Annotated in this window: 22 protein-coding genes and 1 pseudogene; 12 read left to right on the top strand and 11 right to left on the bottom strand. The window is 39.9% G+C overall.

The features are described 5' to 3' along the window. Window positions 1–8: 8 nt before the first annotated feature. The 4 genes from GNP35_RS16600 (at window position 9) to GNP35_RS14090 (ending at window position 4,388) form a co-directional block, all read left to right on the top strand. On the top strand, window positions 9–596 hold the full coding sequence (locus GNP35_RS16600) for a DNA gyrase subunit B family protein (RefSeq protein ID WP_155696842.1): 588 nt from the start codon (window positions 9–11) through the stop codon (window positions 594–596). 99 nt (window positions 597–695) lie between these two features. Beyond that, window positions 696–1,607: a glycine--tRNA ligase subunit alpha gene (gene glyQ / locus GNP35_RS14100; RefSeq protein ID WP_155696840.1), complete on the top strand. Its 912-nt coding sequence runs from the start codon at window positions 696–698 to the stop codon at window positions 1,605–1,607. Between the two features lie 12 nt (window positions 1,608–1,619). Continuing rightward, complete coding sequence (gene glyS, locus GNP35_RS14095) at window positions 1,620–3,680, top strand: glycine--tRNA ligase subunit beta (protein ID WP_414153701.1); 2,061 nt, start codon at window positions 1,620–1,622, stop codon at window positions 3,678–3,680. Between the two features lie 258 nt (window positions 3,681–3,938). Further along, the gene (locus GNP35_RS14090; RefSeq protein WP_155696836.1) at window positions 3,939–4,388 is read left to right on the top strand and encodes a hypothetical protein; all 450 of its coding nucleotides are present in this window, start codon (window positions 3,939–3,941) and stop codon (window positions 4,386–4,388) included. A 57-nt stretch (window positions 4,389–4,445) separates the two neighbouring features. On the opposite strand, the gene GNP35_RS14085 is transcribed toward GNP35_RS14090, so the two are convergent. The 4 genes from GNP35_RS14085 to fadB form a co-directional block, all read right to left on the bottom strand. After that, entirely contained in the window at window positions 4,446–5,519 is a 1,074-nt protein-coding gene (locus tag GNP35_RS14085; RefSeq protein WP_196492536.1) for a GGDEF domain-containing protein, read from the bottom strand. Between the two features lie 29 nt (window positions 5,520–5,548). Next, complete coding sequence (gene tusA / locus GNP35_RS14080; protein WP_155696832.1) at window positions 5,549–5,782, bottom strand: sulfurtransferase TusA; 234 nt, start codon at window positions 5,780–5,782, stop codon at window positions 5,549–5,551. 129 nt (window positions 5,783–5,911) lie between these two features. Beyond that, on the bottom strand, window positions 5,912–7,072 hold the full coding sequence (gene fadA, locus GNP35_RS14075) for an acetyl-CoA C-acyltransferase FadA (RefSeq protein ID WP_155696830.1): 1,161 nt from the start codon (window positions 7,070–7,072) through the stop codon (window positions 5,912–5,914). 11 nt (window positions 7,073–7,083) lie between these two features. Then, window positions 7,084–9,249 (bottom strand): fatty acid oxidation complex subunit alpha FadB, encoded by a 2,166-nt coding sequence (gene fadB / locus GNP35_RS14070; RefSeq protein ID WP_155696828.1) that lies wholly within the window; start codon window positions 9,247–9,249, stop codon window positions 7,084–7,086. Window positions 9,250–9,496: 247 nt separating this feature from the next. Here fadB and GNP35_RS14065 point away from each other — a divergent pair, with 247 nt between their 5' ends. The 3 genes from GNP35_RS14065 to GNP35_RS14055 all read left to right on the top strand — a co-directional run bounded on the left by GNP35_RS14065 (window position 9,497) and on the right by GNP35_RS14055 (window position 14,302). After that, window positions 9,497–11,425, top strand: a complete 1,929-nt coding sequence (locus GNP35_RS14065) for a lytic transglycosylase domain-containing protein (RefSeq protein ID WP_196492535.1) — start codon at window positions 9,497–9,499, stop codon at window positions 11,423–11,425. A 76-nt stretch (window positions 11,426–11,501) separates the two neighbouring features. Next, entirely contained in the window at window positions 11,502–12,821 is a 1,320-nt protein-coding gene (gene pepQ / locus GNP35_RS14060) for a Xaa-Pro dipeptidase (protein WP_155697149.1), read from the top strand. Between the two features lie 29 nt (window positions 12,822–12,850). Further along, window positions 12,851–14,302 (top strand): TrkH family potassium uptake protein, encoded by a 1,452-nt coding sequence (locus tag GNP35_RS14055; RefSeq protein WP_155696824.1) that lies wholly within the window; start codon window positions 12,851–12,853, stop codon window positions 14,300–14,302. Here GNP35_RS14055 and GNP35_RS14050 read toward each other — a convergent pair. The 5 genes and pseudogenes from GNP35_RS14050 to GNP35_RS14030 form a co-directional block, all read right to left on the bottom strand. Continuing rightward, a complete protein-coding gene (locus GNP35_RS14050; RefSeq protein ID WP_155696822.1) occupies window positions 14,299–15,846 on the bottom strand; it encodes a PH domain-containing protein in 1,548 nt (515 codons plus the stop codon). The genes GNP35_RS14055 and GNP35_RS14050 overlap by 4 nt on opposite strands. After that, a complete protein-coding gene (locus GNP35_RS14045; RefSeq protein ID WP_155696821.1) occupies window positions 15,839–16,360 on the bottom strand; it encodes a PH domain-containing protein in 522 nt (173 codons plus the stop codon). Before GNP35_RS14045 ends, GNP35_RS14050 begins: the two co-directional genes overlap by 8 nt. A 20-nt stretch (window positions 16,361–16,380) precedes the next feature. Beyond that, entirely contained in the window at window positions 16,381–16,797 is a 417-nt protein-coding gene (locus GNP35_RS14040) for a DUF1801 domain-containing protein (RefSeq protein ID WP_155696820.1), read from the bottom strand. A gap of 25 nt (window positions 16,798–16,822) precedes the next feature. Beyond that, on the bottom strand, window positions 16,823–17,848 hold the full coding sequence (gene tdh / locus GNP35_RS14035; protein ID WP_155696819.1) for an L-threonine 3-dehydrogenase: 1,026 nt from the start codon (window positions 17,846–17,848) through the stop codon (window positions 16,823–16,825). Window positions 17,849–17,850: 2 nt separating this feature from the next. Then, a pseudogene (locus GNP35_RS14030) lies at window positions 17,851–19,045 on the bottom strand (glycine C-acetyltransferase). Window positions 19,046–19,204: 159 nt separating this feature from the next. On the opposite strand from GNP35_RS14030, the gene GNP35_RS14025 reads away from it, so the two are divergent. Further along, on the top strand, window positions 19,205–19,990 hold the full coding sequence (locus GNP35_RS14025; RefSeq protein ID WP_155696818.1) for a class I SAM-dependent methyltransferase: 786 nt from the start codon (window positions 19,205–19,207) through the stop codon (window positions 19,988–19,990). On the opposite strand, the gene gmhB is transcribed toward GNP35_RS14025, so the two are convergent. Further along, window positions 19,952–20,530 (bottom strand): D-glycero-beta-D-manno-heptose 1,7-bisphosphate 7-phosphatase, encoded by a 579-nt coding sequence (gmhB, locus tag GNP35_RS14020; protein ID WP_155696817.1) that lies wholly within the window; start codon window positions 20,528–20,530, stop codon window positions 19,952–19,954. The genes GNP35_RS14025 and gmhB overlap by 39 nt on opposite strands. Beyond that, entirely contained in the window at window positions 20,527–21,606 is a 1,080-nt protein-coding gene (locus tag GNP35_RS14015) for a glycosyltransferase family 9 protein (protein WP_155696816.1), read from the bottom strand. Before GNP35_RS14015 ends, gmhB begins: the two co-directional genes overlap by 4 nt. Window positions 21,607–21,625: 19 nt before the next feature. Here GNP35_RS14015 and GNP35_RS14010 point away from each other — a divergent pair, with 19 nt between their 5' ends. From GNP35_RS14010 to GNP35_RS13995, 4 genes are all read left to right on the top strand, one after another. Continuing rightward, complete coding sequence (locus GNP35_RS14010; protein WP_155696815.1) at window positions 21,626–22,420, top strand: 3-deoxy-D-manno-octulosonic acid kinase; 795 nt, start codon at window positions 21,626–21,628, stop codon at window positions 22,418–22,420. Continuing rightward, a complete protein-coding gene (locus GNP35_RS14005; RefSeq protein WP_155696814.1) occupies window positions 22,417–23,502 on the top strand; it encodes a 3-deoxy-D-manno-octulosonic acid transferase in 1,086 nt (361 codons plus the stop codon). Before GNP35_RS14010 ends, GNP35_RS14005 begins: the two co-directional genes overlap by 4 nt. Continuing rightward, entirely contained in the window at window positions 23,447–23,758 is a 312-nt protein-coding gene (locus GNP35_RS14000; protein WP_196492534.1) for a glycosyltransferase, read from the top strand. The genes GNP35_RS14005 and GNP35_RS14000 overlap by 56 nt, the downstream gene beginning before the upstream one ends. 67 nt (window positions 23,759–23,825) lie before the next feature. Continuing rightward, complete coding sequence (locus tag GNP35_RS13995; RefSeq protein WP_155696812.1) at window positions 23,826–25,007, top strand: hypothetical protein; 1,182 nt, start codon at window positions 23,826–23,828, stop codon at window positions 25,005–25,007. The last annotated feature ends 47 nt before the right edge of the window (window positions 25,008–25,054 follow it).

Below are 25,054 nucleotides of genomic sequence, written 5' to 3'. Positions count from 1 at the left end.
GAAACCTTATGTTCTTCCGTCCATTAACTGATGACCAGTTAAATGAAGAAGCTACTATTACAGATTGGTTAGAGTCTTTTGTTAAACATCTTAATGATAAAGAAACTGAGTCTGTTGTTTATAATGCAATTATAAAACGTGATGAAGAGCGAAATATTTGGGTTCCAACTATTCGTGTGCGTCAGCATGGTGTAGACAGAGACTATACGTTGACTAAAGATTTCATCAATTCTAGAGAGTTTAAAGAGATCAGTTCAGTTGGTGAAATCAACATTGATTTACTTGAGGAAGGCGCTTACGTAAGTCGTGGTGAAAAACGTTTCCCAATAGACGATTTCGGAATGGCTGTTGAATGGCTAATGAAAGAGTCTAAGCGTGGCTTATACATTCAGCGATACAAAGGTTTGGGCGAAATGAACCCAGAGCAACTTTGGGAAACAACAATGGATCCAGAATCAAGACGTATGCTTCAAGTAACTATTGAAGATGCTATTGGTTGTGACCAACTATTCACTACATTGATGGGTGATCATGTTGAGCCAAGAAGGGCATTTATCGATCAGAATGCACTTAAGGTTGCAAACCTAGACGTATAATTTAGGTTCCAACTAAAAAAGCCTAGTCGTTTTTAACTGCTAGGCTTTATTTATTTAAGAGTTAAAATTTTTACGAAAGCAAATTGGTAAACACAAATCATGAGCAAATATAATATTAATACCTTTCAAGGTTTAATCCTTGCACTACAAGAGTATTGGGCAAAACAAGGTTGTGTCATTATCCAGCCTTTAGATATGGCTGTTGGCGCAGGTACTTTCCATCCAATGACTTTTTTAAGATCATTAGGGCCAGAGCCAATTAGTTCTGCATACGTTCAACCTTGTCGCAGACCTACAGATGGCCGTTATGGTGAAAATCCAAACCGTCTTCAACACTATTACCAGTTTCAAGTAATGCTAAAGCCATCTCCAGATAACATTCAGGAGCTTTACCTTGGCTCTTTAGAAGAGCTTGGCATAGATACGCTAGTTCATGATATTAGATTTGTAGAAGACAACTGGGAGTCGCCTACGTTAGGTGCCTGGGGTCTTGGTTGGGAAGTTTGGCTAAATGGTATGGAAGTAACTCAGTTTACCTACTTCCAGCAAGTTGGTGGCCTTGAGTGTAAGCCTGTGACAGGTGAAATCACTTATGGTCTAGAGCGTTTAGCTATGTACCTTCAAGGCGTTGATAGCATTTACGACTTAGTTTGGACAGACGGTCCAATGGGTAAAGTGACTTACGGTGACGTATTCCACCAAAACGAAGTAGAGCAATCAACTTATAACTTTGAGTATGCCGACGTAGACACTTTGTTCCGAGAGTTTGATGACGCGGAAAAGGCTAGCCAATTGTTGATTGAAAAAAGCTTACCGTTACCAGCATACGAGCAAGTTATGAAAGCGTCTCATGCATTTAATATGCTAGATGCAAGACATGCTATTTCCGTTACTGAACGCCAACGCTATATTTTAAGAGTTAGAGCGTTATCTAAAGCAGTTGCTCAAGCTTATTATGATGCTAGGGAAGCTTTAGGCTTTCCAATGTGCAATGTACAAGACTCGAAATAGTAGGGCATGACGATGAAAGAAAATTTTATATTTGAACTAGGTACTGAAGAGTTACCACCAAAAGCCCTGAAAAAACTAGCACAAAGTTTAATGTCTGGCTTTGAAACTCAGCTTAAGAACGCTGAACTAGAATTTGATGCAATTAATTGGTTAGCAGCACCTAGAAGGCTAGCTGTGAAAGTTACTAACCTTCAATTTAACCAAGCTGACAAAGCCGTTGAAAAAAGAGGCCCGGCAGTTTCTTCTGCATTCGATGCAGATGGTAACGCTACAAAAGCAGCGTTAGGTTGGGCTAGAGGTTGCGGCATTGATATCTCTGAAGCGACAAGACTAAAAAATGACAAAGGCGAGTGGTTACTCCATAAAGCGACGGTGCCTGGTAAAACACTAAATGAGTTATTAGAAGGTTTTGTAAAAGCCTCTCTAAAACAGTTACCTATTCCAAAGCCTATGCGTTGGGGCGCGAATGACGCTGAATTTATTCGTCCTGTGCATACGTTAATCACTATGTTTGGTGACAAGGTGATTCCAGTAGAAGTATTAGGTTTAAGTTCAGGTAATTTATCTCAAGGACACCGTTTTCATCATAGAGGAAAAGTAGCTATCTCACACGCAGATAGCTACGAAGCTGAATTAAAAGAAGCTCACGTACTTGTAAACTTCGATGAAAGACAATCTTCAATCAAGTCACAAATGACATCAATTTGCACAGCTAATAACGCCGTTGTTAAAGACGACCAAGACTTATTAGACGAAGTAACTTCTTTAGTAGAATGGCCTGTTGCACTAGTAGGAACTTTTGAAGAGAAGTTCTTAGAGGTGCCTCAAGAAGCGCTTATCTATACGATGAAGGATGATCAAAAATACTTCCCAATGCTAGACGAAAACGGAAATCTTCTTCCTAAGTTTCTATTCATAAGTAACATAGAAAGCAAACAGCCTAGTGCCGTAATTGAAGGTAACGAAAAGGTTATTCGCCCTCGTTTAGCGGATGCTGAGTTTTTCTATAATACAGATAAGAAAACGTCTTTGGAGTCGAGACTGTCTAGCCTAGAAAGCGTTTTGTTCCAAAAACAACTAGGTACGTTAAAAGAAAAGTCAGAACGAATTTCTTCACTAGCGGGCTTTATTGCTGGCAAAGTAGACGCAAATGAAGAGCACGCTAAAAGAGCAGGCCTACTGTCAAAAACAGATTTGATGACAGAAGTTGTTATGGAGTTTACCGATATCCAAGGGATCATGGGTAAATACTATGCGTTAAATGACGGTGAAGATGCGGTTGTAGCTGATGCACTTTATCAACAGTATTTGCCGAAGTTTGCAGGTGATGAGTTACCAACTTCCAAAGAAGCATGTGCAGTTGCGTTAGCTGACAAGTTTGACACTTTGGTGGGGATTTTTGGTATTGGCCAATTCCCGAAAGGTGACAAAGACCCATTTGCACTGCGCCGTGCTGCAATTGGTATTATTAGAATAATGATTGAAAAAGAGCTTGAGCTAGACTTTAAAGAGTTAGCAGAGCAGGCTGCTTCATTATTCGGTGATAAGTTAACAAACGACAACGTTGTAAATGATGTTTTTGACTTTATGTTAGGGCGTTTTGAAGCGCACTATAGAGATCACGGTGTGTCTGTTGAAGTTATTCGTGCCGTTGAAATTAAAAAACCAACGTCAGCGTTAGACTTTAATAAGCGTTTAGCGGCAGTTGTTGAGTTTGCTAAATTGCCAGAGTCTTCAGCGTTAGCTGCAGCAAATAAACGTGTTAACAATATTCTAAGCAAAAACTCACAAAGCAGCTTTTCCGATATCGATAAGACACTTTTATCGGAAGCCGCTGAAATTAGCTTAGTTAATAAAATTGAAGACGTTGCGCCTGGCGTAGAAACAAGCTTTTCAAATGGTAAGTACAGCGAAGGGTTAACCTCTTTAGCTGCATTACAGACTGAAATAGACTTGTTTTTTGACGGCGTTATGGTTAATGATGAGAATGAAGCTATCAGAAGCAATCGCTATGCTATTCTGGGTCGTTTACAGTCATTATTCATGCATACAGCTGATATTTCAGTTTTATAGTCTTAAAATGATTTACAGAAGCCCAGTTTCTAAAATGACTGGGCTTTTTTTTGACTTAAATTTGGCACTACTTATGGTCTTAGAATTGCAGGTGCATTTGAAGCCTTTTTCATATGGCGCGACTTTAACAGAGCTTTAATCGTCCACTGGAACAGCTTTAGAATAACTTTGGAATAATAAGCCGGTAAACTGCCAGATTTTTTTATTACTAGTGCGTAATATGAATTCTGCTTTACAAAATTCGAGGAGTACGTGTAAATGAAAAAAATATTAGCTCTAATGACGGCTTCTCTGCTGATTTCAGCTTGTGTTTCGCATCAACAGAAAGACGCTACAGGCTTCTTTTTAAGATCTGAGTTTTCTTGGTGGGAAGCTAAACGAGAGTATGAATTTAAAACGAGTTCAGAGAATCAAGCCGTAATTTACGTGGACCTTCAAAATGACGGACAGCCGTATCATCTCAAAATTGCTGATAAGGCTTGGTCTAGTGGTAAAAACTGCGGCGTATATAACGGTAAAAGTAACACAATAAAATTGGGTGAAACAGTAAAACTAACGTGCCCTAAATTAACTAAGGAAGAGATGTTAATGCCTTTGGCTGGCGCGATAAAATTTACGCCAACCATAAACACTAAATATAAATTTGTTATCAATACGCAAAACAATAAACCCGTGTCGTTGAATATTGAATTGGCTAAACCAAACTAAGTTTATTCTAAAACTAGCGCCATAGTTAGCCAGTATCTTTATGGCTTATCTTACTATTTAAGCCGCCACTACTCTGTTTCGGCCTTTTTCTTTTGCCGCATATAATCGTTCATCTGCCAATTTTATTGCACTATTAAATTCGTCAGAGGACACTATTTCAGATACACCGAAGCTACTTCTAATGGTTAATAATTTACCATCTTCTAAAACCATCGGTGTATCTTGTAAAGAGACACGAATTTTTTCAGCAATTTTTTCAGCCTTTTTAATGCCCATTTGAGGTATGCACACTAAAAACTCTTCACCACCGACTCTACAAAGTACATCGGTATTACGTAGCGCTTTTTTTATAACATTTACACAGTGGACTATAGCTTTATCACCAACATCATGACCATAAGTATCATTGATAACTTTAAAGTGATCGATGTCTGTCATAATAAGAGAGGCTGGCAATAATAAGTTTGCGTTTGCCTTTAAATATGGGAAGTACGAGGCTTCTAAGAAGCGACGGTTTGGAATATCCGTTAGTGCATCTGTGTTTGCATCTCGTTTATGATCAATTGAAACCGACTCGATTTTAGTGCGGCTTTGCTCCCTGTAAAATTCGTTTATGAAAGAAAACAAAATGATCACAAGGCTAGATAAAAGAAAACGACTTCGCTCTGCCATTGCATAATTTGCTGTGATAGCGCCGTCGGTATAGAGAAGAAAAAACGCTATAACGATAAAACAAAGAGAAAAGAACGATCCCCACTTAGGGCCTGTTACGGAATAAGACATGAGAGGATAATAAAACAACCAATAGAGCGCTGTACTCTCAGTGCCTCCAGAATAGATGAGCATGCCATTAAATACGAGTAAACCTGAGCATAAAACGATACGCCCAACTTGCTGAAACGGTGTTAAGTAAAAAATACAAGCACTGATGATTACAAAACATAGCCCGCCAAAAATTGATGCATTGAGTATTGCACTGTACTCTTGGTGATTAACGATCAACAAACCTGCAAGTACTACAATTGCTAAGGTAATCATTGCTAAAAGTGATATGTTTTGACGTTTTACTTCAACGTTGTCAACGTTGTCAGTATTTATATAACGGTGCCACTTTTCATACTTTTCTTGCATATACATCCGTCCCAAATATGGTTACAAGATTATGTTCCCTTTTTTATTAGAAAAACAAAAGGTATTTCTTTACTATTTTGTTCTAGTAATTCATGCCCCATAAACCTACAAAATGAAGGGATGTCTCTAACTGTAGCAGGGTCATCGGCTTTTACTAACAGGGTTTCCCCTACATTCATTCCGCGAACTTCTTTTCTAATTATCATCACAGGCTCAGGGCATCTAAGCCCCATAGCATCTAATGTTCTGTTTGGTGAAGTCATATTAGGCTCTTAGCAATAGAAGTTTTATGTTACTGAAATTATGTAACAAAACATGAATAAGATTTTAAACAGATAAAAAAAAAGTGCAATGGCTTCAAACCACTGCACTTTTATTGATTGGTTTAACGGTTATGGACGTTCAAAAATAGTCGCAATACCTTGGCCAAAACCAATACACATAGTTGCTAAACCATATTTCGCGTCTGCACGCTCCATATTGTTGATTAGCGTTGTAGATATTCTCGAGCCTGAACAGCCTAGTGGGTGACCAAGCGCAATTGCACCACCGTTTGGATTAATGTCGTCCATACGATTTTCAATGCCTAAGCCTTTAACTACTGATAATGCTTGAGCTGCGAATGCTTCATTTAATTCAAATTGACCAATATCTTGAATACCAATGTTGGCACGTTTAAGTGCTTTTTCAGTTGCAGGTACTGGACCCCAACCCATTGTTGATGGCTCACAACCAGATACACCCATAGCTTTAACTCTAGCGCGGAATTTAAGGCCCAGCTCATTGGCTTTTTCTTCGCTCATCACTAACATGCCTGAGGCACCATTAGAAAGCGCAGAAGACGTCGCTGCTGTTACTGTACCATTTACCGGGTTAAACACTGGACGTAGTGGTGAAACTGTTTCCATTGTTGTCTGTGGACGAATTACTTCGTCGTAGTCACACATGGTTAATGCGCCATTCTCGTCATGGCCTTCAACAGCAATGATTTCATTTGCGAATCGACCTTCTACAGAAGCTTCATAAGCTAATCTGTGTGAACGAACACCAAACTCATCTTGCTGCTCACGGCTAATGCCATGTTTACGAGCTAGCGCTTCAGCAGTTAAACCCATTGAACCAGCAGCTTGAGCTGTGTTTAAGTTTAATCCTGGGTGGAAATCTAAGCCATGTGTCATTGGAACGTGAGTCATATGCTCAACACCACCAATAATAAACATGTCGCCTTGATCAGCCATTATCTTGTTGGCTGCATCATGAAGTGCTTGCATAGAAGAGCCACATAAGCGGTTTACCGTTACAGCAGGAACTGACGTTGGAATGCCTGCCAATAAAGCAGCTTGACGGCCTACGTTGAAACCTTGTTCTAGAGTTTGCATTACACAACCCCAGATAACATCATCAAGTTCAGCGGCATCAACCTTTGGATTACGCTCAAGTAAAGACTTCATTACTGCTGCTGATAAATCTTCAGCACGTACATTTTCGAACATGCCATTTCTGGCTTTGCCCATTGCAGTACGAACGCAATCTATAATCACTACATTTTTCATTTTATTCGCTCCTACTTACCTGTGTATGTGCCGTAAAAAGTCTGGCCAGCTTCAGCCATTTGACGTGTTTTATCGGTTACATGATAAATCTCACCTAAGTCTTTGTACTTATCAGCTTTTGCAACAAAGTTAGCAAGACCTACTGTATCAACGTAACGGAATACACCGCCGCGGAATGGAGGGAAACCAATACCATATAACAACGCCATATCAGCTTCTGAAGGAGAGGCAACAATACCTTCTTCTAGACAACGAATAGTTTCGTTAATCATAGGGATCATTAAGCGGTCAATGATGTCTGCTTTGTCGAACTCTTTGTCCATCGCAGCAACATCACCTAATAAAGATAGTGTTTCATCTTTAATTTGTTTTTGAGGGCGACCGCGTTTGTCTTTAGAATGCTCGTAGAAACCTTTGCCATTTTTCTGACCAAACATTTTGCTGCCGTAAAGAACAGAAATAGGGTCGTTTTCTAGCTTTTTCATTCTTGTTGGGAAAGCATCGGCCATTACGTCCGTACAATGATCAGCAGTATCGATACCAACAACGTCTAACAACATTGCAGGTCCCATTGGCCAGCCAAACTCACGTTCCATCACTTTATCAACTTGCGCAAAGTGTGCGCCGTCGTTAAGTAATAAGCTGAAACCAGCGAAGTAAGGGAACAATACGCGGTTTACGAAGAATCCAGCACAGTCGTTAACAACAATTGCCGTCTTACCCATTTTAGTTGCGTAGGCAACCGTCGCTGCGATAGTTGCATCAGATGTGTTTTCGCCGCGGATAACTTCCACTAACTGCATTAATGGCACTGGATTGAAGAAGTGCATACCACAGAAGTTTTCTGGACGTTTTAGGCTTTTAGCCAAACGGTTGATAGAGATGGTTGATGTGTTCGAAGTAATGATGGCATTGTCTTCAACTAAACCTTCTACTTCAGCAAGAACTGACGCTTTTACATTCGGGTTTTCAACCACAGCTTCAATAATAAAGTCTGCAGACTTCAACGATTCATTGCTTAAAGAAGGCTGAATGTTGTTTAACGTTGTTGCCAACTTAACACCGTCGATACGACCTTTTTTAAGTTTCTTATTAAGAATCTTAGAAGCTTCAGCCATGCCCTGATCAAGCGCACCCTGTGCAATGTCTTTCATTACGATAGGTGTACCTTTAGATGCAGATTGGTAGGCAATACCGCCACCCATGATACCTGCGCCTAATACAGCGGCTTGTTTAATTTCGTGAGTATTAACTTTACCCGCTTTTTTCGCTAAACCTTTAACGTACTGGTCATTCATGAAGTTACCAATCATGGCCGTTGCAGCATCTGTTTTAGCTAATTTCGCGAAGTAACGGTTTTCAACACGCACAGCGTCGTCGCGGCTCATGCCAGCTGACTCATATACGCTATCTACTGCAGCAACCGGCGCAGGGTAATGTTTACCTGCTTTCGCCATTACCATTGTTTTGGCAACAGTCACTGCGTTTTCTAATTCTGTTGGGCTAAATTGAATAGGTGCTAGTTTTTGAGCTCGACGAGCTTGCCAATCTAGTTTGCCTTCAATTGCCTGTTGTAACATAGACGTTGCAACATCAATTATCTTGTCGTTGCTAGTAAATGCATCTACCGCACCCATTTTAAGGGCATCTTTAGGCTTCTTAGGGCGAGCTGATGTAATCCACTCAAGTGCATTATCAGGACCAATAACTCGTGGTAAACGAACCGTACCACCAAAACCTGGAATTAAGCCTAAGTTGTTTTCTGGTAGGCCAACTTGCGCTGTTTCATCTACAACACGGAAGTCAGTTGCTAAACAAAGCTCAAAACCACCACCTAACGCAAATCCTGAGATAGCCGTTAGCGTTGGTACTTTAATGTCTTCGATGCCATCAAACATGTCAGAGCTAGACTTTACCCAATCAACAAGAATATCTTCGTCTTGCTTAAAGGTTTCTAAAAACTCAGTGATGTCAGCACCTACAATAAAGGCAGATTTAGCAGAACGGAATAATACGGCTTTAATCGAACTGTCTTCATTAATCGCTTTAGTAGCGTCTTTGCAGTCTTGAATAGTTTGTTGATCAAACTTGTTGACTGAACCAGGGGCATCGAATGTAAAGTGGGCAATTCCATGTTCACCCATGGTTACATTGACGGTTTGGCCTTTAAAAATCATTGTTATACTCCCAAAATTAAATGGTACGACCAGTTGATATTGTTCTACGAGTGTCGCCTTAAATACACTAAAAATCAATGTTTTTCCTTAGATACGACCACAAGTAGTACGTACTATTTAAAGATTTGGTTAAAGAATCTAAAAAATAAGGTCAAACACTCAGCGATTTTTGTTAAGTTAGTTTAGACTAAAATATCCGGTGTATAAGTGGTGAAGACTCATGGCAGTAAAAAAGGTTCAAATTAGTATGAGCAAATTCGTAAAGTTAAGCGCAATTTGTTTGGTTACCTTGCCGCTGCAGTTATTGTCTGCACCATTAAGTTCATCCTCCATAAATACCAGTAAAACCCAAATATCTTTTACGGAATTTGAAGAGATTGCCCAAGCAGGCGATACCAACGACTATTTAAGGTTAGTTAATACTTTTTCAAATTACCCATTATTTCCCTACGCAAAAGCTAACTATCTGTCAGCCACGTTAGATATAGATAAAAAAGCGGTCATTAATGAGTTTATTAATGAATTTGACGGTGCGCCATTTATCCCTTCCTTAAAGCTAAAATGGGTGCACTATTTAGCAAATAATAATTACCGAGACGCATTTTTTGATGTTTATCAGTTTGGTGCGGACAGGGTACTAGATTGCCGTTATTTAGATTGGCGGTTAGAACTCAGCTCGCTAGAGCAATTAAGTGACCAAATAGCCGATGTTTGGGTCACCAACAAGTCATTGCCAAAAGAATGTGATGGCTTGTTTTCTGCGTGGTACAACAGTGATCTACTCAAACCTGAAGACGCATTACAAAGAGTAAAGATTGCGGCACTTTCTCGTAATTTTAAACTCGCACAGTATTTAAAGCGATACTTACCTACCGATCATCAATACCTAGTGGATTTATGGGTCAAAGCGAGTAAGCGCCCTAAAACAATTTATCGTGATGGTTTTTTTCCGTTCCACAATAAAAACGAGTTAGATATATTGAAGGTATTTTCTGGTAAGTTAGCGTTTGCAAACCCAGAGGTTTTTTATCAATGGTGGGAAGGTAAAAAGTCGATACACAGCTTTGAAGACAAAACCAAAGTCTATATTGATAAAAAATCAGCAATTGCTCTTGCGGTAAATAAATCACCGATGGCGCTGGAATTACTTAATGCTTTGCCAAGTGATGTTGTTGACGAGAGCGTAAAACAGTGGAAGCTGGCAAGAGCGTTGGCGACCAATAATTGGCAAGTGGTTTTGGATACGCTTGATTCTTTACCTGAGTTATATCAAGTCGACCCATCGGTTGTATTTTGGCGAGCAAAGGCTGAACTAGAGGTTGGCGATAAAGATTATGCTCATCGATTGCTCTCAGAACTTGCAGAGCGTCGTGATTACTATGGTTTTATGGCCGCCTCATCGTTAGATATAAAATTAAATATTCGACATGAGCCAATAACCGCTGATTTAGTGATGCAAGCTAAGATAAAAAGCAATGATACGTTTAAAAGAGCGCTCGCTCTGTACCACTCAAACTCGTTGTTGCAAGCCAGAAAAGAATGGAATTACCTGGTCAGTAAAGTTTCTGAAGAAGAGTTGTTAGTTGCCTCTCAAATGGCGGCAGAACATGGCTGGGTTGATAGACCAATCTTCGCTTTATCTAAAGTGGATTACTTAAATGATGTTGAGTTACGTTTTCCACTTGCCTTCAATAAGATTATCCAACAGCAGGCAAAACGTACTGGCTTACCGGCAAGTTTGATTTTCGCTATTATTCGTAGAGAAAGTTCTTTTATTGAAGATGCCTTTTCTTCAGCAGGCGCCGCAGGCCTTATGCAGATTAAGCCTGCTACTGCATCATTGGTCGCTCGAAAAAGAGTGTCAAAACACGACTTGTTTGAACCCGAAACTAACTTAAAGTACGCCTCGTCATATTTAGAAAATTTATTGGATAAAACCGATCAGCACTTGGTGTTGGCTGCTGCGTCTTATAATGCGGGTTACCACAGAGTTAAAAAGTGGTTACCAGAAGAAGCCGTAAATGCCGATGCATGGATTGAGTCTATCCCGTATAAAGAAACAAGAAACTATGTAAAAGCCGTGCTTGCTTACAAACAAGTCTATCAAAACCTTCTACAAGAAGAGTCAAATTTGACGGCTGATATCACAACGCTACAGGTTAAGCCGGAAATTTAACGGCTTAGCTTAATGTTATAAAATATAGGTGTTACACTCCTTGAATATATAAATAGGAGTATAGAAAATGACACTAATGAATAACTTAGCGGATACTTATCCAGCTCATATTGAACGTTTACAAGCGTTAACCAAAGAAATTGTTCAAACTGAACGTTTAGACGGCATTGTTATCCATAGTGGTCAGCCTATGCGTCAATTCTTAGACGACATGTACTATCCTTTTAAACCTAATCCTCAGTTTAAAGCTTGGGTTCCTGTTATTGATAACCCTCATTGTTGGTTAGTGGTTAATGGTACAGATAAGCCTAAACTAATTTTTTATCGCCCTGTAGATTTCTGGCATAAAGTTCCTGACGAACCAACAGAATACTGGACTGAAAGCTTTGATATTGAATACCTTAAAAACCCTTCACAGGTTGAAAAGTTATTACCTTATGATAAAGCTAATTTCGCATATTTAGGTGAGCAAGTAGACGTCGCCAAAGCTCTTAACTTTGGTCATATCAATCCTGAGTCTGTGGTTAACTTTATTCACTATCACCGTGCGTATAAATCACAGTATGAAATGCATAGCCTTCGTGAAGCAAACAGACTCGCTGTTTTGTCGCACACCGCGGCAAAAAACACATTTTTTGCGGGTGGTTCAGAGTACGACATTCAGCAAGCTTATTTAGCCGCTAGCCATCAAATGGAAAATGACACGCCGTATGGCAACATTGTAGCGCTAAATGAAAATGCTGCGATTTTGCATTACACCCATTTTGATCGCACGCCTCCAGCTGAACATAGAAGCTTTCTTATCGATGCTGGTGCTCAGTGCAATGGTTATGCAGCGGATATTACTCGTACGTATGCCAAACAACAAAACCAATTTGCAGAGCTTATTAAAGCCGTAGACGACATTACTGTAAAAATGGGTAATGGTTTAAAGCCTGGCGCGAGTTATGTAGACCTTCATATTCAAACGCATCAATTGATTGGTGAAACGTTAAAAGAATTTGGGATTACTAATGTAAGTGGTGATGTTGCCGTAGAAAGTGGATTAACAAGCACCTTCTTCCCGCACGGATTAGGCCATCACTTAGGATTACAAGTTCATGATATCGGTGGCTTTATGGCTGATACTCGAGGAACACATATTCCTTCGCCTAAACAGCACCCGTTTTTAAGAACAACTCGCCCAATTGAAGCAGACATGGTCTTTACGGTAGAACCAGGACTGTACTTTATTGATTCTTTACTTGGCGATTTAGTCGGTACAGAGCGTCACGCAATGGTTAATTGGGATAAAGTAAAAGAGCTTAAACCATTTGGTGGAATTCGAATTGAAGATAATATTATTGTTCATCGTGAGAAAAATGAGAACATGACAAGAGATCTTGGTTTAGAATAGTTCTACTTTAACGAACAATAAGAAAAACAATGCAATATCGCGCCATTATTCGAATATTAGGCTTACTGGTTTGTATTTTCAGTTTAGCCATGTTGCCACCGTCAATCGTATCGGTGATATATCGTGATGGTGGTGCGTTACCATTTGTATTAGCGTTTTTCTTTGCTTTATTTGCTGGTGGTTTAATTTATTATCCAAACCGCCATCAAAAATCAGATTTGAGAGCCAGGGAAGGGTTCTTAATCGTCGTCTTCTTCTGGCTAGTACTGGGCTCATTTGGTGCACTGCCATTTATCTTTTCTGTCACACCTGAAATAAAAATAGCCGATGCCTTTTTTGAATCCTTTTCTGGGTTAACGACTACAGGAGCCACGGTTCTAACCGGTTTAGATGAACTCCCTAAGTCATTTCAATTTTACCGTCAGCAACTGCAATGGCTAGGTGGCATGGGTATTATTGTATTAGCTGTGGCTATCCTTCCTTTACTAGGTGTAGGTGGTATGCAGCTTTACAGAGCTGAAACACCAGGGCCAATGAAAGACAGTAAGATGACCCCGCGTATCGCCGATACGGCTAAGCACTTATGGTATATCTATGTGATTTTAACCTTAGCGTGTGGAGTGAGTTATTGGCTCGCAGGGATGTCTACATTTGATGCCATTTGCCATGCCTTTTCAACAATCGCAATTGGTGGTTTTTCTACCCATGATGCCAGTTTAGCGTACTTTAACAGCCCAGCCATTAATATGATTTGCGTGGTGTTTTTGTTAATTGCTGCGGCCAACTTTTCGTTGCACTTTGCTGCGTTTAGAAACAAATCTGTTATGCATTACATTCGAGATCCTGAGTATAAGGCGTTCTTGGTGATTCAATTAGTTTTGGCAGTGATCTGCTTCTACATTCTTATTGAATATGAAGTGTTTGGGGATAAATTTGAAGCATTAGACCAAGCGTTACTTCAGTCTGTTTCAATGTCTACTACCGCTGGGTTTGCGACAACTAACTTTGCTGCTTGGCCAGTGTTTTTACCTATATTACTAATCTTCAGTTCATTTATTGGAGGTTGCGCGAGTTCAACGGGTGGCGGTTTAAAAGTAGTAAGAGTGGTATTACTCTTCAAACAGGGAATGCGAGAGATGAACCGTTTAGTGCACCCTAAAGCAATATACTCAATTAAACTCGGTAAAAAAGCTTTACCAGATCGTGTTGTTGAGGCTGTTTGGGGATTCTTTTCTGCATATACGTTAGTGTTTGTATTAATTATGCTGGCATTAGTGGGTACAGGTTTAGATAACTTAACCGCATTTACGGCGACGGCAGCAAGCTTAAATAACCTTGGTCCTGGACTAGGTGAAGTTGCTCAAAACTATTCAAGCGTGACCGATACCGGCAAGTGGGTGTTAATGCTTGCAATGGTATTCGGTCGCTTAGAAGTCTTTACTTTACTCGTGTTATTTACACCTGCGTTCTGGCGAAGCTAAAGCCAGGACTTTTCGCTTCTTTCTATTTGGTAGGCGCATAAGTTTAAGAACGCACGAGCTTTGCGCTTTGGCACAAAAGGCAAACTCTCTTTACCATAAGGTAACTGCAAAACAATATTAGCTAAGTTGTTTCTGCGTAACATTGGGGTTTGTACTTGAGATATGTTTTGCACTTTATAAAGCGGTAAAACGGTAATTTTTTGTCCTACAAAGCCCGTTCTAATGGCTACAAAGTTATCGTTAAACCAAAGCCCATAACGTCGCCACTTCAAATAAACTAAGCCAGCACCAATGGGTGTAATAGCCAAAAGCCAAATCCAATTTGAATCAATCTGGATTAAAATCAACGTTAATACCGAAAGCGGAAATAACCAATAAACAGCAATGACGTGTGAAATATAACGAGCACTAATTCCCATAAAATTTAACTCGCTAATGTTTAAATCATTGAACGTTTTGTCAACGATATTAGGCCATAACTCTGGGTATAAAGTGGGAATGGATAGGTTGTTCTTATTTTTTGCATTCTGACCATGAGCAATAGCCAGCTGATGGAACTGCACTGTCACGCGCTTAAGTAACTTAAATACCCAGTTCTGTTTTATGCTGATAGCTTGCACTCTATGTTTCGCAATTGAAATTTGATGTTTCTCAAATAAGCCCGCAGTGCGCTTAAATTGCTTGCCTTGGTCATATAACTCATAGTTGTAGAACTGCACGATAGACGAGAGTACAGATAGCATTAGCGCCGTCAAAATAACTAGAACACTGAATAACACAACGGCAACAACATTTAACAATGGCGATTGTGGTAATACGGTAGCCAATACGGAAACGATGTTAGGAACAATAGAGTCCTTTGAGAAATCAATAATGGTTTCCATGAAAGGGGCTAACACCGCTAATAAAATGAATGTCATATTAGAAGACAATCCAAATCGTGCTATTTCAGCCAGCGACAAACGTATCATTGGTTTATCATTAACCATTGAGTTAGTGCTGTCTGCGTCACTACCTTCCTGTGCTGCGTCTGCTTCAATACCATTGGCTTTCAGTTGACTCTTATAGTCAAAAATATCGGTACGAACTTGTTCTGCGTATTCATTTGAAATGCCTGGTAAGCTGATTTCCTTTTGGGCTGAGCCGGCAGAATCGAAAATACAGTTAACAAGATTAAGAGGCGCGAAGTAAAAAGGGGTTGCAAGGTTCACATTTTGGACCTTTTCAAACTTTAACGTGGTTCGCTCTTTACTTAAAATCCCTCGTCGTAAAATGATTTGCCCGTCAGAAACTCGATAGCGGAAATTACGATAATAGAGAATTGAGAAGATGACTAAGCCAACCACAAAAGCAGCACCGGCGATGCCTAACCAAAATAGCTTATCATCAACCTGAGTAATGAAAATGGCTAACGCTGGCGCTAAGTTGATAATACCTTCGCGTATAAAGCGTATTGTGAAATTTATAATAAAAAAGACAATGGAAAAAGGAGACAGTTGATGCCACTCAGATTCACTTTGTTTGCTCGTGGTAATCTCAGTCATTTTTTAACTGTTCCGAATTTGTCTTGTCTAAAATTATCTGGCGTAACTGCGATGCTCTAAGTACGCTCAATCCGCTAATTACTAAATCCGATGACAGTCCGCCTGCACTAAATATTTTTACCGTAGCTAATCCAAGTTTTCTCTCAAATAAGCCTCTTTGCGTTTCTATGTGCTGTATTCGATTAAATGGAACTATGGTTGTGGTTCGCCAAATTAAGCCACGTTTATAAAGAATGTCTTGCTCTCTAAGTGCAATACCTCGTTGTTTGTGACTAGCAAAAATGTAGTAAACTATCCAAGCCATAACGGCTAACAATCCTAAACCAATATACAAAGCGACGTCATTTGGAATGTTAAGTACCAACCAAGCAATGATTAAAACCGTATATACAATGGCAAAAGTAATTCCCCATCCTATTAACTGCTCAAAAGGCGCGTTTTTATCCATTTTTTTATAATCAACTTGGGTGAAATCAGGTAGAACGTCAATATCGATTTGTTCGTTGCTAAACATCTTTAATCCTTTAAATAGGGTTATATTTCGCTGTCAAAACGCGCTTGGAAGGAAAGGGCGATCATTTGTTTTAATACGTCTACATCGATATCTGATAGTTTATTGATATAGAGGCAGGACTTGCCGGTTTTGTGTTTGCCAAGCCTTTCTAATAGATGCTGGTATTGGCTAAAGCCATTCATGATGTAGAGGGTGATGTTTTGTTTGCGAGGCGAAAAGCCTACTCTAAACCATTCACCTTTTCTGCCACTGGCGTATTGATATTTGTATTGCCCAAAACCAATGAGGCTGTCGCCCCACATGGTTGGTTTTTGTTGAGTAATGTCAGACATGATAGTGAGCAACGCGTCTGCGTCATTACGCTTCTTTTCATCGGACAAACCATCAATAAAGGTTTTGGGCTCCATTAATGTTGGCTTGGTTTTCAATTCTGACATTACTAAATTCCCTTTTAAGTATTGATTAGTCCCAGTTTAAGATTACTTTTCCTGATTGGCCTGAACCCATAGTATCAAAGCCTTTTTGGAAGTCATCAATATGGAATTGATGCGTAATCATAGGTGAAATGTCTAATCCGGATTGAATTAAGCTGGCCATTTTATACCAGGTTTCAAACATCTCACGACCATAAATACCTTTGATGACTAAGCCTTTAAAGATAACTTGGTTCCAATCTACTGCCATGCTTGATGGAGGAATACCTAACATGGCAATTTTGCCACCGTGATTCATGTTATTGAGCATAGAGCTGAATGCGCTTGGTACACCAGACATTTCTAGCCCTACATCAAATCCTTCCGTCATGCCTAAATCATTCATGACTTCTTTAAGATCAGTGTTTGCAACATTTACAGCGCGAGTGGCGCCCATTTTTTCTGCAAGCTCTAATCGATAAGGGTTCACATCGGTGATCACAACATGTCTTGCACCTACATGCTTGGCTACTGCTGCGGCCATAATTCCTATCGGTCCGGCACCAGTTATAAGTACATCTTCACCCACTAAATCAAAAGATAACGCCGTATGCACAGCATTGCCAAATGGGTCAAAAATAGAGGCTAAGTCATCTGAAATGTTATCTGGCATTTTAAAAGCGTTAAAAGCAGGGATAACTAAGTATTCTGCAAATGAGCCTTCACGATTAACACCAACGCCAGTGGTATTACGACATAGGTGTACACGACCAGCACGACAGTTACGGCAATGACCACAGGTAATATGACCTTCGCCTGAAACACGGTCGCCAACGCTGAAACCACGAACTTCTTGTCCCATATCTACAACTTCACCAACGTACTCATGACCAACAACCATAGGAACTGGTATCGTGTTTTGTGCCCATTCGTCCCAGTTGTAGATGTGCATGTCGGTGCCACAAATAGCCGTTTTACGGATCTTAATTAAAAGATCGTTGTGGCCCATTGTTGGTTTTTCAGCATCTGTCATCCAGATGCCTTTTTCTGATTTTAATTTAGCGAGTGCTTTCATGATTAAATAACCTTTAGCTCTTTGCCAACTTCAATAAATGCATTAATGGCTTTATCTAATTGCTCTTGCGTATGCGCTGCAGAAATTTGAGTTCTAATTCTTGCTTGGCCTTTTGGCACCACAGGGAAGCTAAAACCAACAACATAAATACCGCGTTCAAGCATTTTGTCGGCAAAACTAGAGGCTAATTTTGCATCGCCCAACATTACAGGAATAATAGCGTGGTCTTTACCGGCTAGTGTAAAACCAGCAGCTGACATTTTGTCACGGAAATAAGCAACGTTAGACCATAAAGTGTCACGAAGTGCCGAGCCTTGCTCTAACATGTCCAATACTTTTAACGACGCCGTTACAATAGATGGCGCAAGTGAGTTAGAGAACAAATATGGGCGTGAGCGTTGACGTAACCATTCAATCACCTCTTTTTTACCCGACGTATAACCACCTGAAGCGCCGCCTAAAGCTTTACCAAGCGTACCGGTAATAATATCAACACGGTCTAGCACGTCACAGTATTCATGTGTTCCACGGCCATTTTCGCCAACAAAACCCACAGCATGAGAGTCATCAACCATTACCAATGCGTCGTATTTGTCCGCTAAGTCGCAAACGGTTTTAAGGTCACAAATTACACCGTCCATTGAGAATACGCCATCAGTGGCAATTAACTTGAAACGAGCGCCATCAGCATCAGCTTGTTGAAGTTGCTTTTCTAGGTCGGCCATGTCGTTATTTGCATAGCGGTAGCGTTTACATTTAGACAAACGAAACGCCATCTATAATCGAAGCATGATTTAAAGAATCAGAAATGATGGCATCTTCAGCGCTTAAAATGGTTTCGAATAAACCGCCATTGGCGTCAAAACAAGAGCTGTAAAGAATCGTGTCTTCTGTTTTCAGGAAGTCACTCACTTTAGCTTCAAGTTGTTTATGGATGTCTTGTGTACCACAGATAAAACGAACAGAAGCAACACCAAAACCATGATTATTTAAACCGTCATGTGCAGCATCAATTAACTCTTTGCTATTTGCTAAGCCTAAGTAGTTGTTTGCACAAAAGTTTAAAACTTGTTGATTGCCAACATCAATACTCGACTTTTGTTGAGAAGTAATAATACGCTCAGACTTATATAGTCCGTCTTGTTTTACTTGTTCAATTTGCTCATTTAGGTTTTTAAAAAATCCAGCTGCACGCATGTAAAATTGCTCCAATATGAGTTTGGGTGGCACGATTTTAGTTGCCACTAAGTGTGGCTGATTGTACTGTTTTTATTTCTGCTCGTCAGCACTTAGCATAGACATCCGAGCAGGGAATGGTAAAAATAAGATTAAAAAACACAATAGGTTGTAAACGAGATGAAACATCTAGAAATGAACCAACAAGCATGGAACCGTCGAACTGAAATTCATAGGGAGTCGGAGTTTTACGATCTTGCGGGCTTTTTATCAGGAAAAAGCTCTCTGAACCCTTTAGAACTGGAGCTGTTAGGCGATGTTACTGATAAGTCGTTGTTGCATCTGCAATGTCACTTTGGGCTAGACTCACTGTCATTGGCACGTTTAGGTGCATCAGTAACTGGCGTAGATTTGTCTGATACTGCTATTAAACAGGCAACTCACATTGCGAAGGAAACGGGTTTAGATAGCAAGTTTATTTGCTCAGACGTGCTGCAACTACGACAGGTTGATGATTCAAAGTATGATGTGGTTTATACCTCTTATGGCGTTTTATGTTGGTTGCCGGACCTTACTCAATGGGCTAATGTTATCGCTGAGTCTCTAAAAGAAGGCGGAGAGTTTCATCTTATAGAGTTCCACCCGTTTCATGATGTGATGGCGGGTTATCCATATTTTAATACACATGAAGCGTATGTTGAAAGTGAGTCTACTTATACTGAAAACAGCGGCGATGAAGAGCAAGAAATTGCAACCTGGGCACATTCTCTAAGTGAAGTCATTTCTGCTTTAATAGCTGCAGGGCTTTCTATCAAAGCATTTAGAGAACACGACTATAGTCCATATAACTGCTTTGATGGATTAGAGGAAACGTCGCCTGGCCATTTTCAAAAACTCGTTGAAAACGAACCCGTGCCTATGATGTATTCAGTTACTGCGGTTAAACCAGTATTGAGTAAGCGCTGATAAGTCTGAAAAAACGGCATCAGCTGACTGTGCTTGCTGATCCGAAAATGTCTGTCCGCTTTCTACTAAATACTTAAACTGGACGTTTGCGGAACTGGCCGCTTTCATATCAGACTCTTTATCACCCACAAAGATAGATTGAGCTGGGTCGATATTTAACTCTGAAATAGCGTCCAATATCATTCCAGGTGCAGGCTTTCTGCAATCACAGTCCATTAAGTATTCAGGCTGTGCATTTTTAGGGTGATGCGGGCAAAATTTAACGGTAGAAATAGTAATGCCACGGCTTTTAAACTCGTTCATCATCCATTGTGTTAAGTGATCAAACTGAGATTCGCTATAGTAACCTCGGCCAATTCCAGATTGATTAGTAATAACGACAATTAAAAAACCATCATCAGAGAACGCTTTAACAGCGCTGAATACATCAGCTATAAACTCAAATTCTTCAGGTTTATATACGTAACCATGGTCAACATTGATAACACCGTCGCGATCTAAAAATAGCGCTTTGTTTTTATTGTTAAACGTTAGGCTCATAACGAAAAGTCCTTTACCAGGCGATCAAAGTTAGTAATAGCACTTTCAACCGTTATTGATTCCATAAGGTTTTTACCTTTTGCTCTAACGCCCCACTTTAATTGCTTAGCAGGTTTACCTAATTGCTTTTCAATGTGTTCATCATAAGCACTGCAAACATAATCTTGGTACAAGTAAGGACCAGTTCGTTTAGGGTTTGAGTGTGCATACAAACCTAAAACTGGCGTTTTTTGTGTAACGGCCATGTGAGCAGGACCAGTGTCGGGGGCAATAACTAAACTGGCATTGTTCAACAAAGCTAACATTTGCTTTAGTGACGTTTTGCCAATCAGGTCTTGAATAGGGCATTTAGCACTGGCAATGATTTTATCAGCTATGTCTCTATCTAACGGACCTGGTCCGCCACAAAGGCTTATTTTAAAACCTTGCTCATGGGCATAATCAGCAAGTTGTGCGTATCGTTCTGGTAACCAATTTCGCTCGGCCTTACTAGCTGCCGGCGCTATTACAATGTGTTTGCTGTTCGCCACTATTAAAGAGTCTGCAAATTCTTTGTCTTGCTGAGAAACAGGAATATCCCATGACAAACTATCTAGAGTATTAGCGTGTACGTCAACCTTTTCAGCAAAAGCAAAAAAGCCTTCTAATACATGAGGCTCTGTTTGAGGCTTGATTCTGCTATTGGTAAATAATGCGTGTAACTCTTTTGCTCGGCTCCAATCAAAGCCAATTTTCTTTTTAGCACGAATTAAACGAGCAGCCCAATTGGCTCTAAAAGCGACTTGCATATGAAGTAGTACGTCAAAAACTTCGTCGTTTAAGTCTTCCTTTAGCTTTCTGAAAGCTTGCTTGCCTAAGTTTTTTTCAAAAATAATGAAGTTTACGCCAGGCAATTCTTTTAAAAGTTGGTATTCCACTTTACCTACAATCCACGTGAGTTTTGCCTGTGGGTGCTGCTTTTGGATTGCTTGCACTGCAGCCACCGCGTGACATACATCACCAATAGCTGAAAGTCTTAAAATACAAATAGATTGCAGAGGTGTGTTCAAAAATAACTCCAAAAAACGAATTGGCATAAATAGGTTAAGCTAAGGTATGATCTTAGCTAAATTAAGGCTTAAAAGAAACGTGCAAAAAGTGCTAAATAAACGACCTACTCTAAAATCTACCGAAATAACAGATGGCTCTATTCAGTTTAAGTTTTTATCTGAATTTGAAGGGCTCTTAAACAATGATTGGTTTGATGCTGAGTATTGGCTATCCCTGAAAAAAGTAACAGGCACGTCAAAAGGTCGTTTTACTACGTACTTTATTGAAACCGACAATAATAATGATGAATCGGTAGAAATGGTTTTACGCCACTATTACCGTGGTGGCCTGGTTCGGCATTTTAACAAAGATAAGTTTATTTTTAAGAATGTAACTCATTCTCGCGCATACCTAGAGTTTGAGTTATTAGCAAAAATGTGGGAAATCGGTTTACCAGTGCCAAGGCCTTTAGCATGTAAGGTGAAACACCACTCATTGAGCTTTTATAGCAACGATATTTTAATAGAGCGTATTGCTGGCGCAAAAGATGCTTATAACTTATTGCTTAAAAAAGAATTAACGCCTAATGTATGGAATGAAATTGGTAAAACGATAAGGCTTTTCCATGATAACAATGTTTTTCATGCAGATTTGAATATCCATAATATACTTATTTCAAATCAAACAGATATTACATTGATAGACTTTGATAGGTGCGAGTTTAGGTTAAGCTCAGACGATTGGAAACAATCAAATCTGGAACGCTTAAAAAGGTCTTTATTGAAAGAGAAAGGTTTGAATTCGAACTTTCATTTTAACGAACAAAATTGGCACGAATTGCTAGCAGGATATAAAGAATGAAGCAATTGATGGCGTTATTTCCATATAACGTTTTACTTATAATCGTTGGTGCCGTTGAACTGGCAAAATGGTTATTGTATCTACTTCATAAGTCAACAATTCAGGTGTTTAATCACAGGGCTCGAGCTAACGTTAAAATGGACCTTGATTGGGGACAGAAATTCGGTTTAATGCCGAGGCGATTACCTAAAAAAATTAGACATAAATCTGTGTTGTTTCACTGTGCGTCAATGGGTGAAGTGACCGCCACTATCGGTCTTATCAGAGAAATCCTCAAGCAGCACCCAGAACACTATGTGGTAGTCACCACAAATACATTAACCGGCAAGCATCAACTGCAAAGGCGTTTATCCGACGAAATGGGTAAACGTGTGTTTCATACCTATTTACCAATCGATTTACCTTGGATGATGTCGGCTCTGTTAAGGCAAGTGAAGCCTGTTGTTACTTTGATAATGGAAGTGGAGCTTTGGCCTAATCTTATTAGGAAGTGTCGAGCTAAAAAAGTACCTGTGGTTGTGGTTAATGCCAGAATGACCGACAAAACTAAACGAGGCTATCAGCGCTTTAGTTGGCTTTCAGGGCAAATGATCAAGTCCTTATCTAAAGTACTGGCCCGTAACCAAGATGACTTTGATCGCTACGTAGAATTGGGCCTTCCAGAGTCACGCATAGAAATTGTTGGTAACTTGAAATTTGATATAGAAGTGCCTGCGTCTGAACTAAGTCAGATTACTCGTAAAGAATATAATGTTGAAAACCGTTTGGTATTTATTGCTGGCAGTACTCACCTTGATGAGGAAGAAGTGGTCATTTCAACTTATGTGAAACTTAAAAAGAGTTTTCCAGAGTTATTATTGGTGATCGCCCCTAGACACCCTGAGCGCTTTCAGCAAGTGTTAGAGTACTTATTGGTCCAAGACGTAAAAATTGCTCAGCTTAGCTTAGATGAGTCCGTAACCGATAAAATAGATGTATTGCTTGTTGATAAAATGGGTGAGCTAAATCGTTTATATGGAGCTGCAGATGTTGCTTTTGTTGGCGGTTTCTATTGCAGAAAAGGGCGGCCACAATCCGCTTGAGGCCTCAGCATATGCGAAACCTGTTGTAATGGGACCTCATGTTTATAATAACCCGGAAGTTTGCAGTGAGTTGGTTGAAGCTGGCGGGTTAGTTATCGCGAATTCAGAACCAGAGTTTACTCAAATAATGACTGGCTGGTTAAGTAATAAAGAAGCGCGGGAAGCTGTGGGGAAGGCAGGACTTAATGCCATATTGTCTCATGCGGAAATGACAGCAACAATTACCACTGTTGTTTATAATATTATTAACGATTAACGATTAACGATTAACGATTAACGATTAACGATGACCATTCGTGTCATCTTTATTTTGAGGCAGTTGAATGAAGTCCGTGTTTAATAAGCCTCAAATTGAAGTTACTGCGCAATTACTCCGCCAATACTTCGACTCACATCCGCATCCATTCGAGCCAGAAAAATTCATAGATATTGCCAGTGATAAACTGGAACAACGCGAATTAAAAGATCGCAGCGAACAAATTGTTATAGCGTTGTTTAAAACATTACCTGACTGTTATTCAGAGGCTATTGCGGCTTTAACGACCGTTTTATTACCAGTTAGTGACAACCAAGACTTAAAAGAAGTGACCACCACAGAAGAGGGCGTTGCTGGTTGGATGATAATGCCTTTTACCGAATATGTTGGAAGGCGAGGTGTTCAAGAGCAAAGCTTAAAAATCAATTCTGCTGTGAGTACGGCACCTGAAGCCGACTATCAACCTTTGGTGCTTGCACTTGAAGCACAAAAACAATTAACTAAAAGATTTACCAGCGAGTTTGGTATACGCCACCTATTGATTGAATACCCTTCAAAGTGTTTAAAAATAATGGAGGGCTGGTGTTTAGATTCTTGTCATCATGTTAGACGTTTAGTCAGCGAAGGCACAAGACCGCTATTACCTTGGGCAATGCAACTTCCAGAATTTAAAGATCACCCTGATTGGGTATCTACCCACCTCGGCACATTAAGGAATGATGAGTCGGAATATGTAAGACGCAGTGTTGCCAATCACCTTAACGATATTAGTAAGTCTTATCCGGAAAACGTTAATGAAATAGCTCAAAAATGGCTATCGGAAAGCAACAGTAATAACAGGCTAAGAATGGTTAAGCACGCTTGCCGGAGTTTAATAAAGGCAGGGAACGTTGATACGTTGAGGTTATTTGGTTATAGCGATCCCAAAGGATTGGTCAGCGAAGTTTACTTGAATAAAGCGATTGTAAGGGTTGGTGAAAGCATTGATTTATCGCTCAATATTAAAGAGTCTACGATGCCGTTACTGGTGGATTATAAAGTTTATCACTTGAGAGGCCGCGGCCAACATATAGGTAAAGTATTTAAGTGGAAAGAAATTAAAGCGCCCGAAAAAGAGATTAAACTTACTAAATCACACTCTTTCAAACCAATTAATACCCGACGTTATTACAGCGGAACTCACTATGTTGAAGTGTTAATAAATGGGGTTTCGCAAGGCAAGCAATCGTTCGAACTCATAGCCGATTAAAGTAAACCTAAACGTTTCACCTATAGCGCAACGTTTAGGTTAGTTGC

The organism is Psychrosphaera haliotis (assembly GCF_009728465.1).
GTDB lineage: Bacteria > Pseudomonadota > Gammaproteobacteria > Enterobacterales > Alteromonadaceae > Psychrosphaera > Psychrosphaera haliotis.
This window is presented reverse-complemented; position numbering and strand designations above follow the sequence as displayed.

Coding starts and splice junctions, on each gene's coding strand:
- GNP35_RS16600 (WP_155696842.1), top strand. CDS start 9: ATGTTCTTCCGTCCATTAACTGATGACCAGTTAAATGAAGAAGCTACT.
- glyQ (WP_155696840.1), top strand. CDS start 696: ATGAGCAAATATAATATTAATACCTTTCAAGGTTTAATCCTTGCACTA.
- glyS (WP_414153701.1), top strand. CDS start 1,620: ATGAAAGAAAATTTTATATTTGAACTAGGTACTGAAGAGTTACCACCA.
- GNP35_RS14090 (WP_155696836.1), top strand. CDS start 3,939: ATGAAAAAAATATTAGCTCTAATGACGGCTTCTCTGCTGATTTCAGCT.
- GNP35_RS14085 (WP_196492536.1), bottom strand. CDS start 5,519: ATGCAAGAAAAGTATGAAAAGTGGCACCGTTATATAAATACTGACAAC.
- tusA (WP_155696832.1), bottom strand. CDS start 5,782: ATGACTTCACCAAACAGAACATTAGATGCTATGGGGCTTAGATGCCCT.
- fadA (WP_155696830.1), bottom strand. CDS start 7,072: ATGAAAAATGTAGTGATTATAGATTGCGTTCGTACTGCAATGGGCAAA.
- fadB (WP_155696828.1), bottom strand. CDS start 9,249: ATGATTTTTAAAGGCCAAACCGTCAATGTAACCATGGGTGAACATGGA.
- GNP35_RS14065 (WP_196492535.1), top strand. CDS start 9,497: ATGAGCAAATTCGTAAAGTTAAGCGCAATTTGTTTGGTTACCTTGCCG.
- pepQ (WP_155697149.1), top strand. CDS start 11,502: ATGAATAACTTAGCGGATACTTATCCAGCTCATATTGAACGTTTACAA.
- GNP35_RS14055 (WP_155696824.1), top strand. CDS start 12,851: ATGCAATATCGCGCCATTATTCGAATATTAGGCTTACTGGTTTGTATT.
- GNP35_RS14050 (WP_155696822.1), bottom strand. CDS start 15,846: ATGACTGAGATTACCACGAGCAAACAAAGTGAATCTGAGTGGCATCAA.
- GNP35_RS14045 (WP_155696821.1), bottom strand. CDS start 16,360: ATGTTTAGCAACGAACAAATCGATATTGACGTTCTACCTGATTTCACC.
- GNP35_RS14040 (WP_155696820.1), bottom strand. CDS start 16,797: ATGTCAGAATTGAAAACCAAGCCAACATTAATGGAGCCCAAAACCTTT.
- tdh (WP_155696819.1), bottom strand. CDS start 17,848: ATGAAAGCACTCGCTAAATTAAAATCAGAAAAAGGCATCTGGATGACA.
- GNP35_RS14025 (WP_155696818.1), top strand. CDS start 19,205: ATGAAACATCTAGAAATGAACCAACAAGCATGGAACCGTCGAACTGAA.
- gmhB (WP_155696817.1), bottom strand. CDS start 20,530: ATGAGCCTAACGTTTAACAATAAAAACAAAGCGCTATTTTTAGATCGC.
- GNP35_RS14015 (WP_155696816.1), bottom strand. CDS start 21,606: ATGCCAATTCGTTTTTTGGAGTTATTTTTGAACACACCTCTGCAATCT.
- GNP35_RS14010 (WP_155696815.1), top strand. CDS start 21,626: ATGATCTTAGCTAAATTAAGGCTTAAAAGAAACGTGCAAAAAGTGCTA.
- GNP35_RS14005 (WP_155696814.1), top strand. CDS start 22,417: ATGAAGCAATTGATGGCGTTATTTCCATATAACGTTTTACTTATAATC.
- GNP35_RS14000 (WP_196492534.1), top strand. CDS start 23,447: ATGTTGCTTTTGTTGGCGGTTTCTATTGCAGAAAAGGGCGGCCACAAT.
- GNP35_RS13995 (WP_155696812.1), top strand. CDS start 23,826: ATGAAGTCCGTGTTTAATAAGCCTCAAATTGAAGTTACTGCGCAATTA.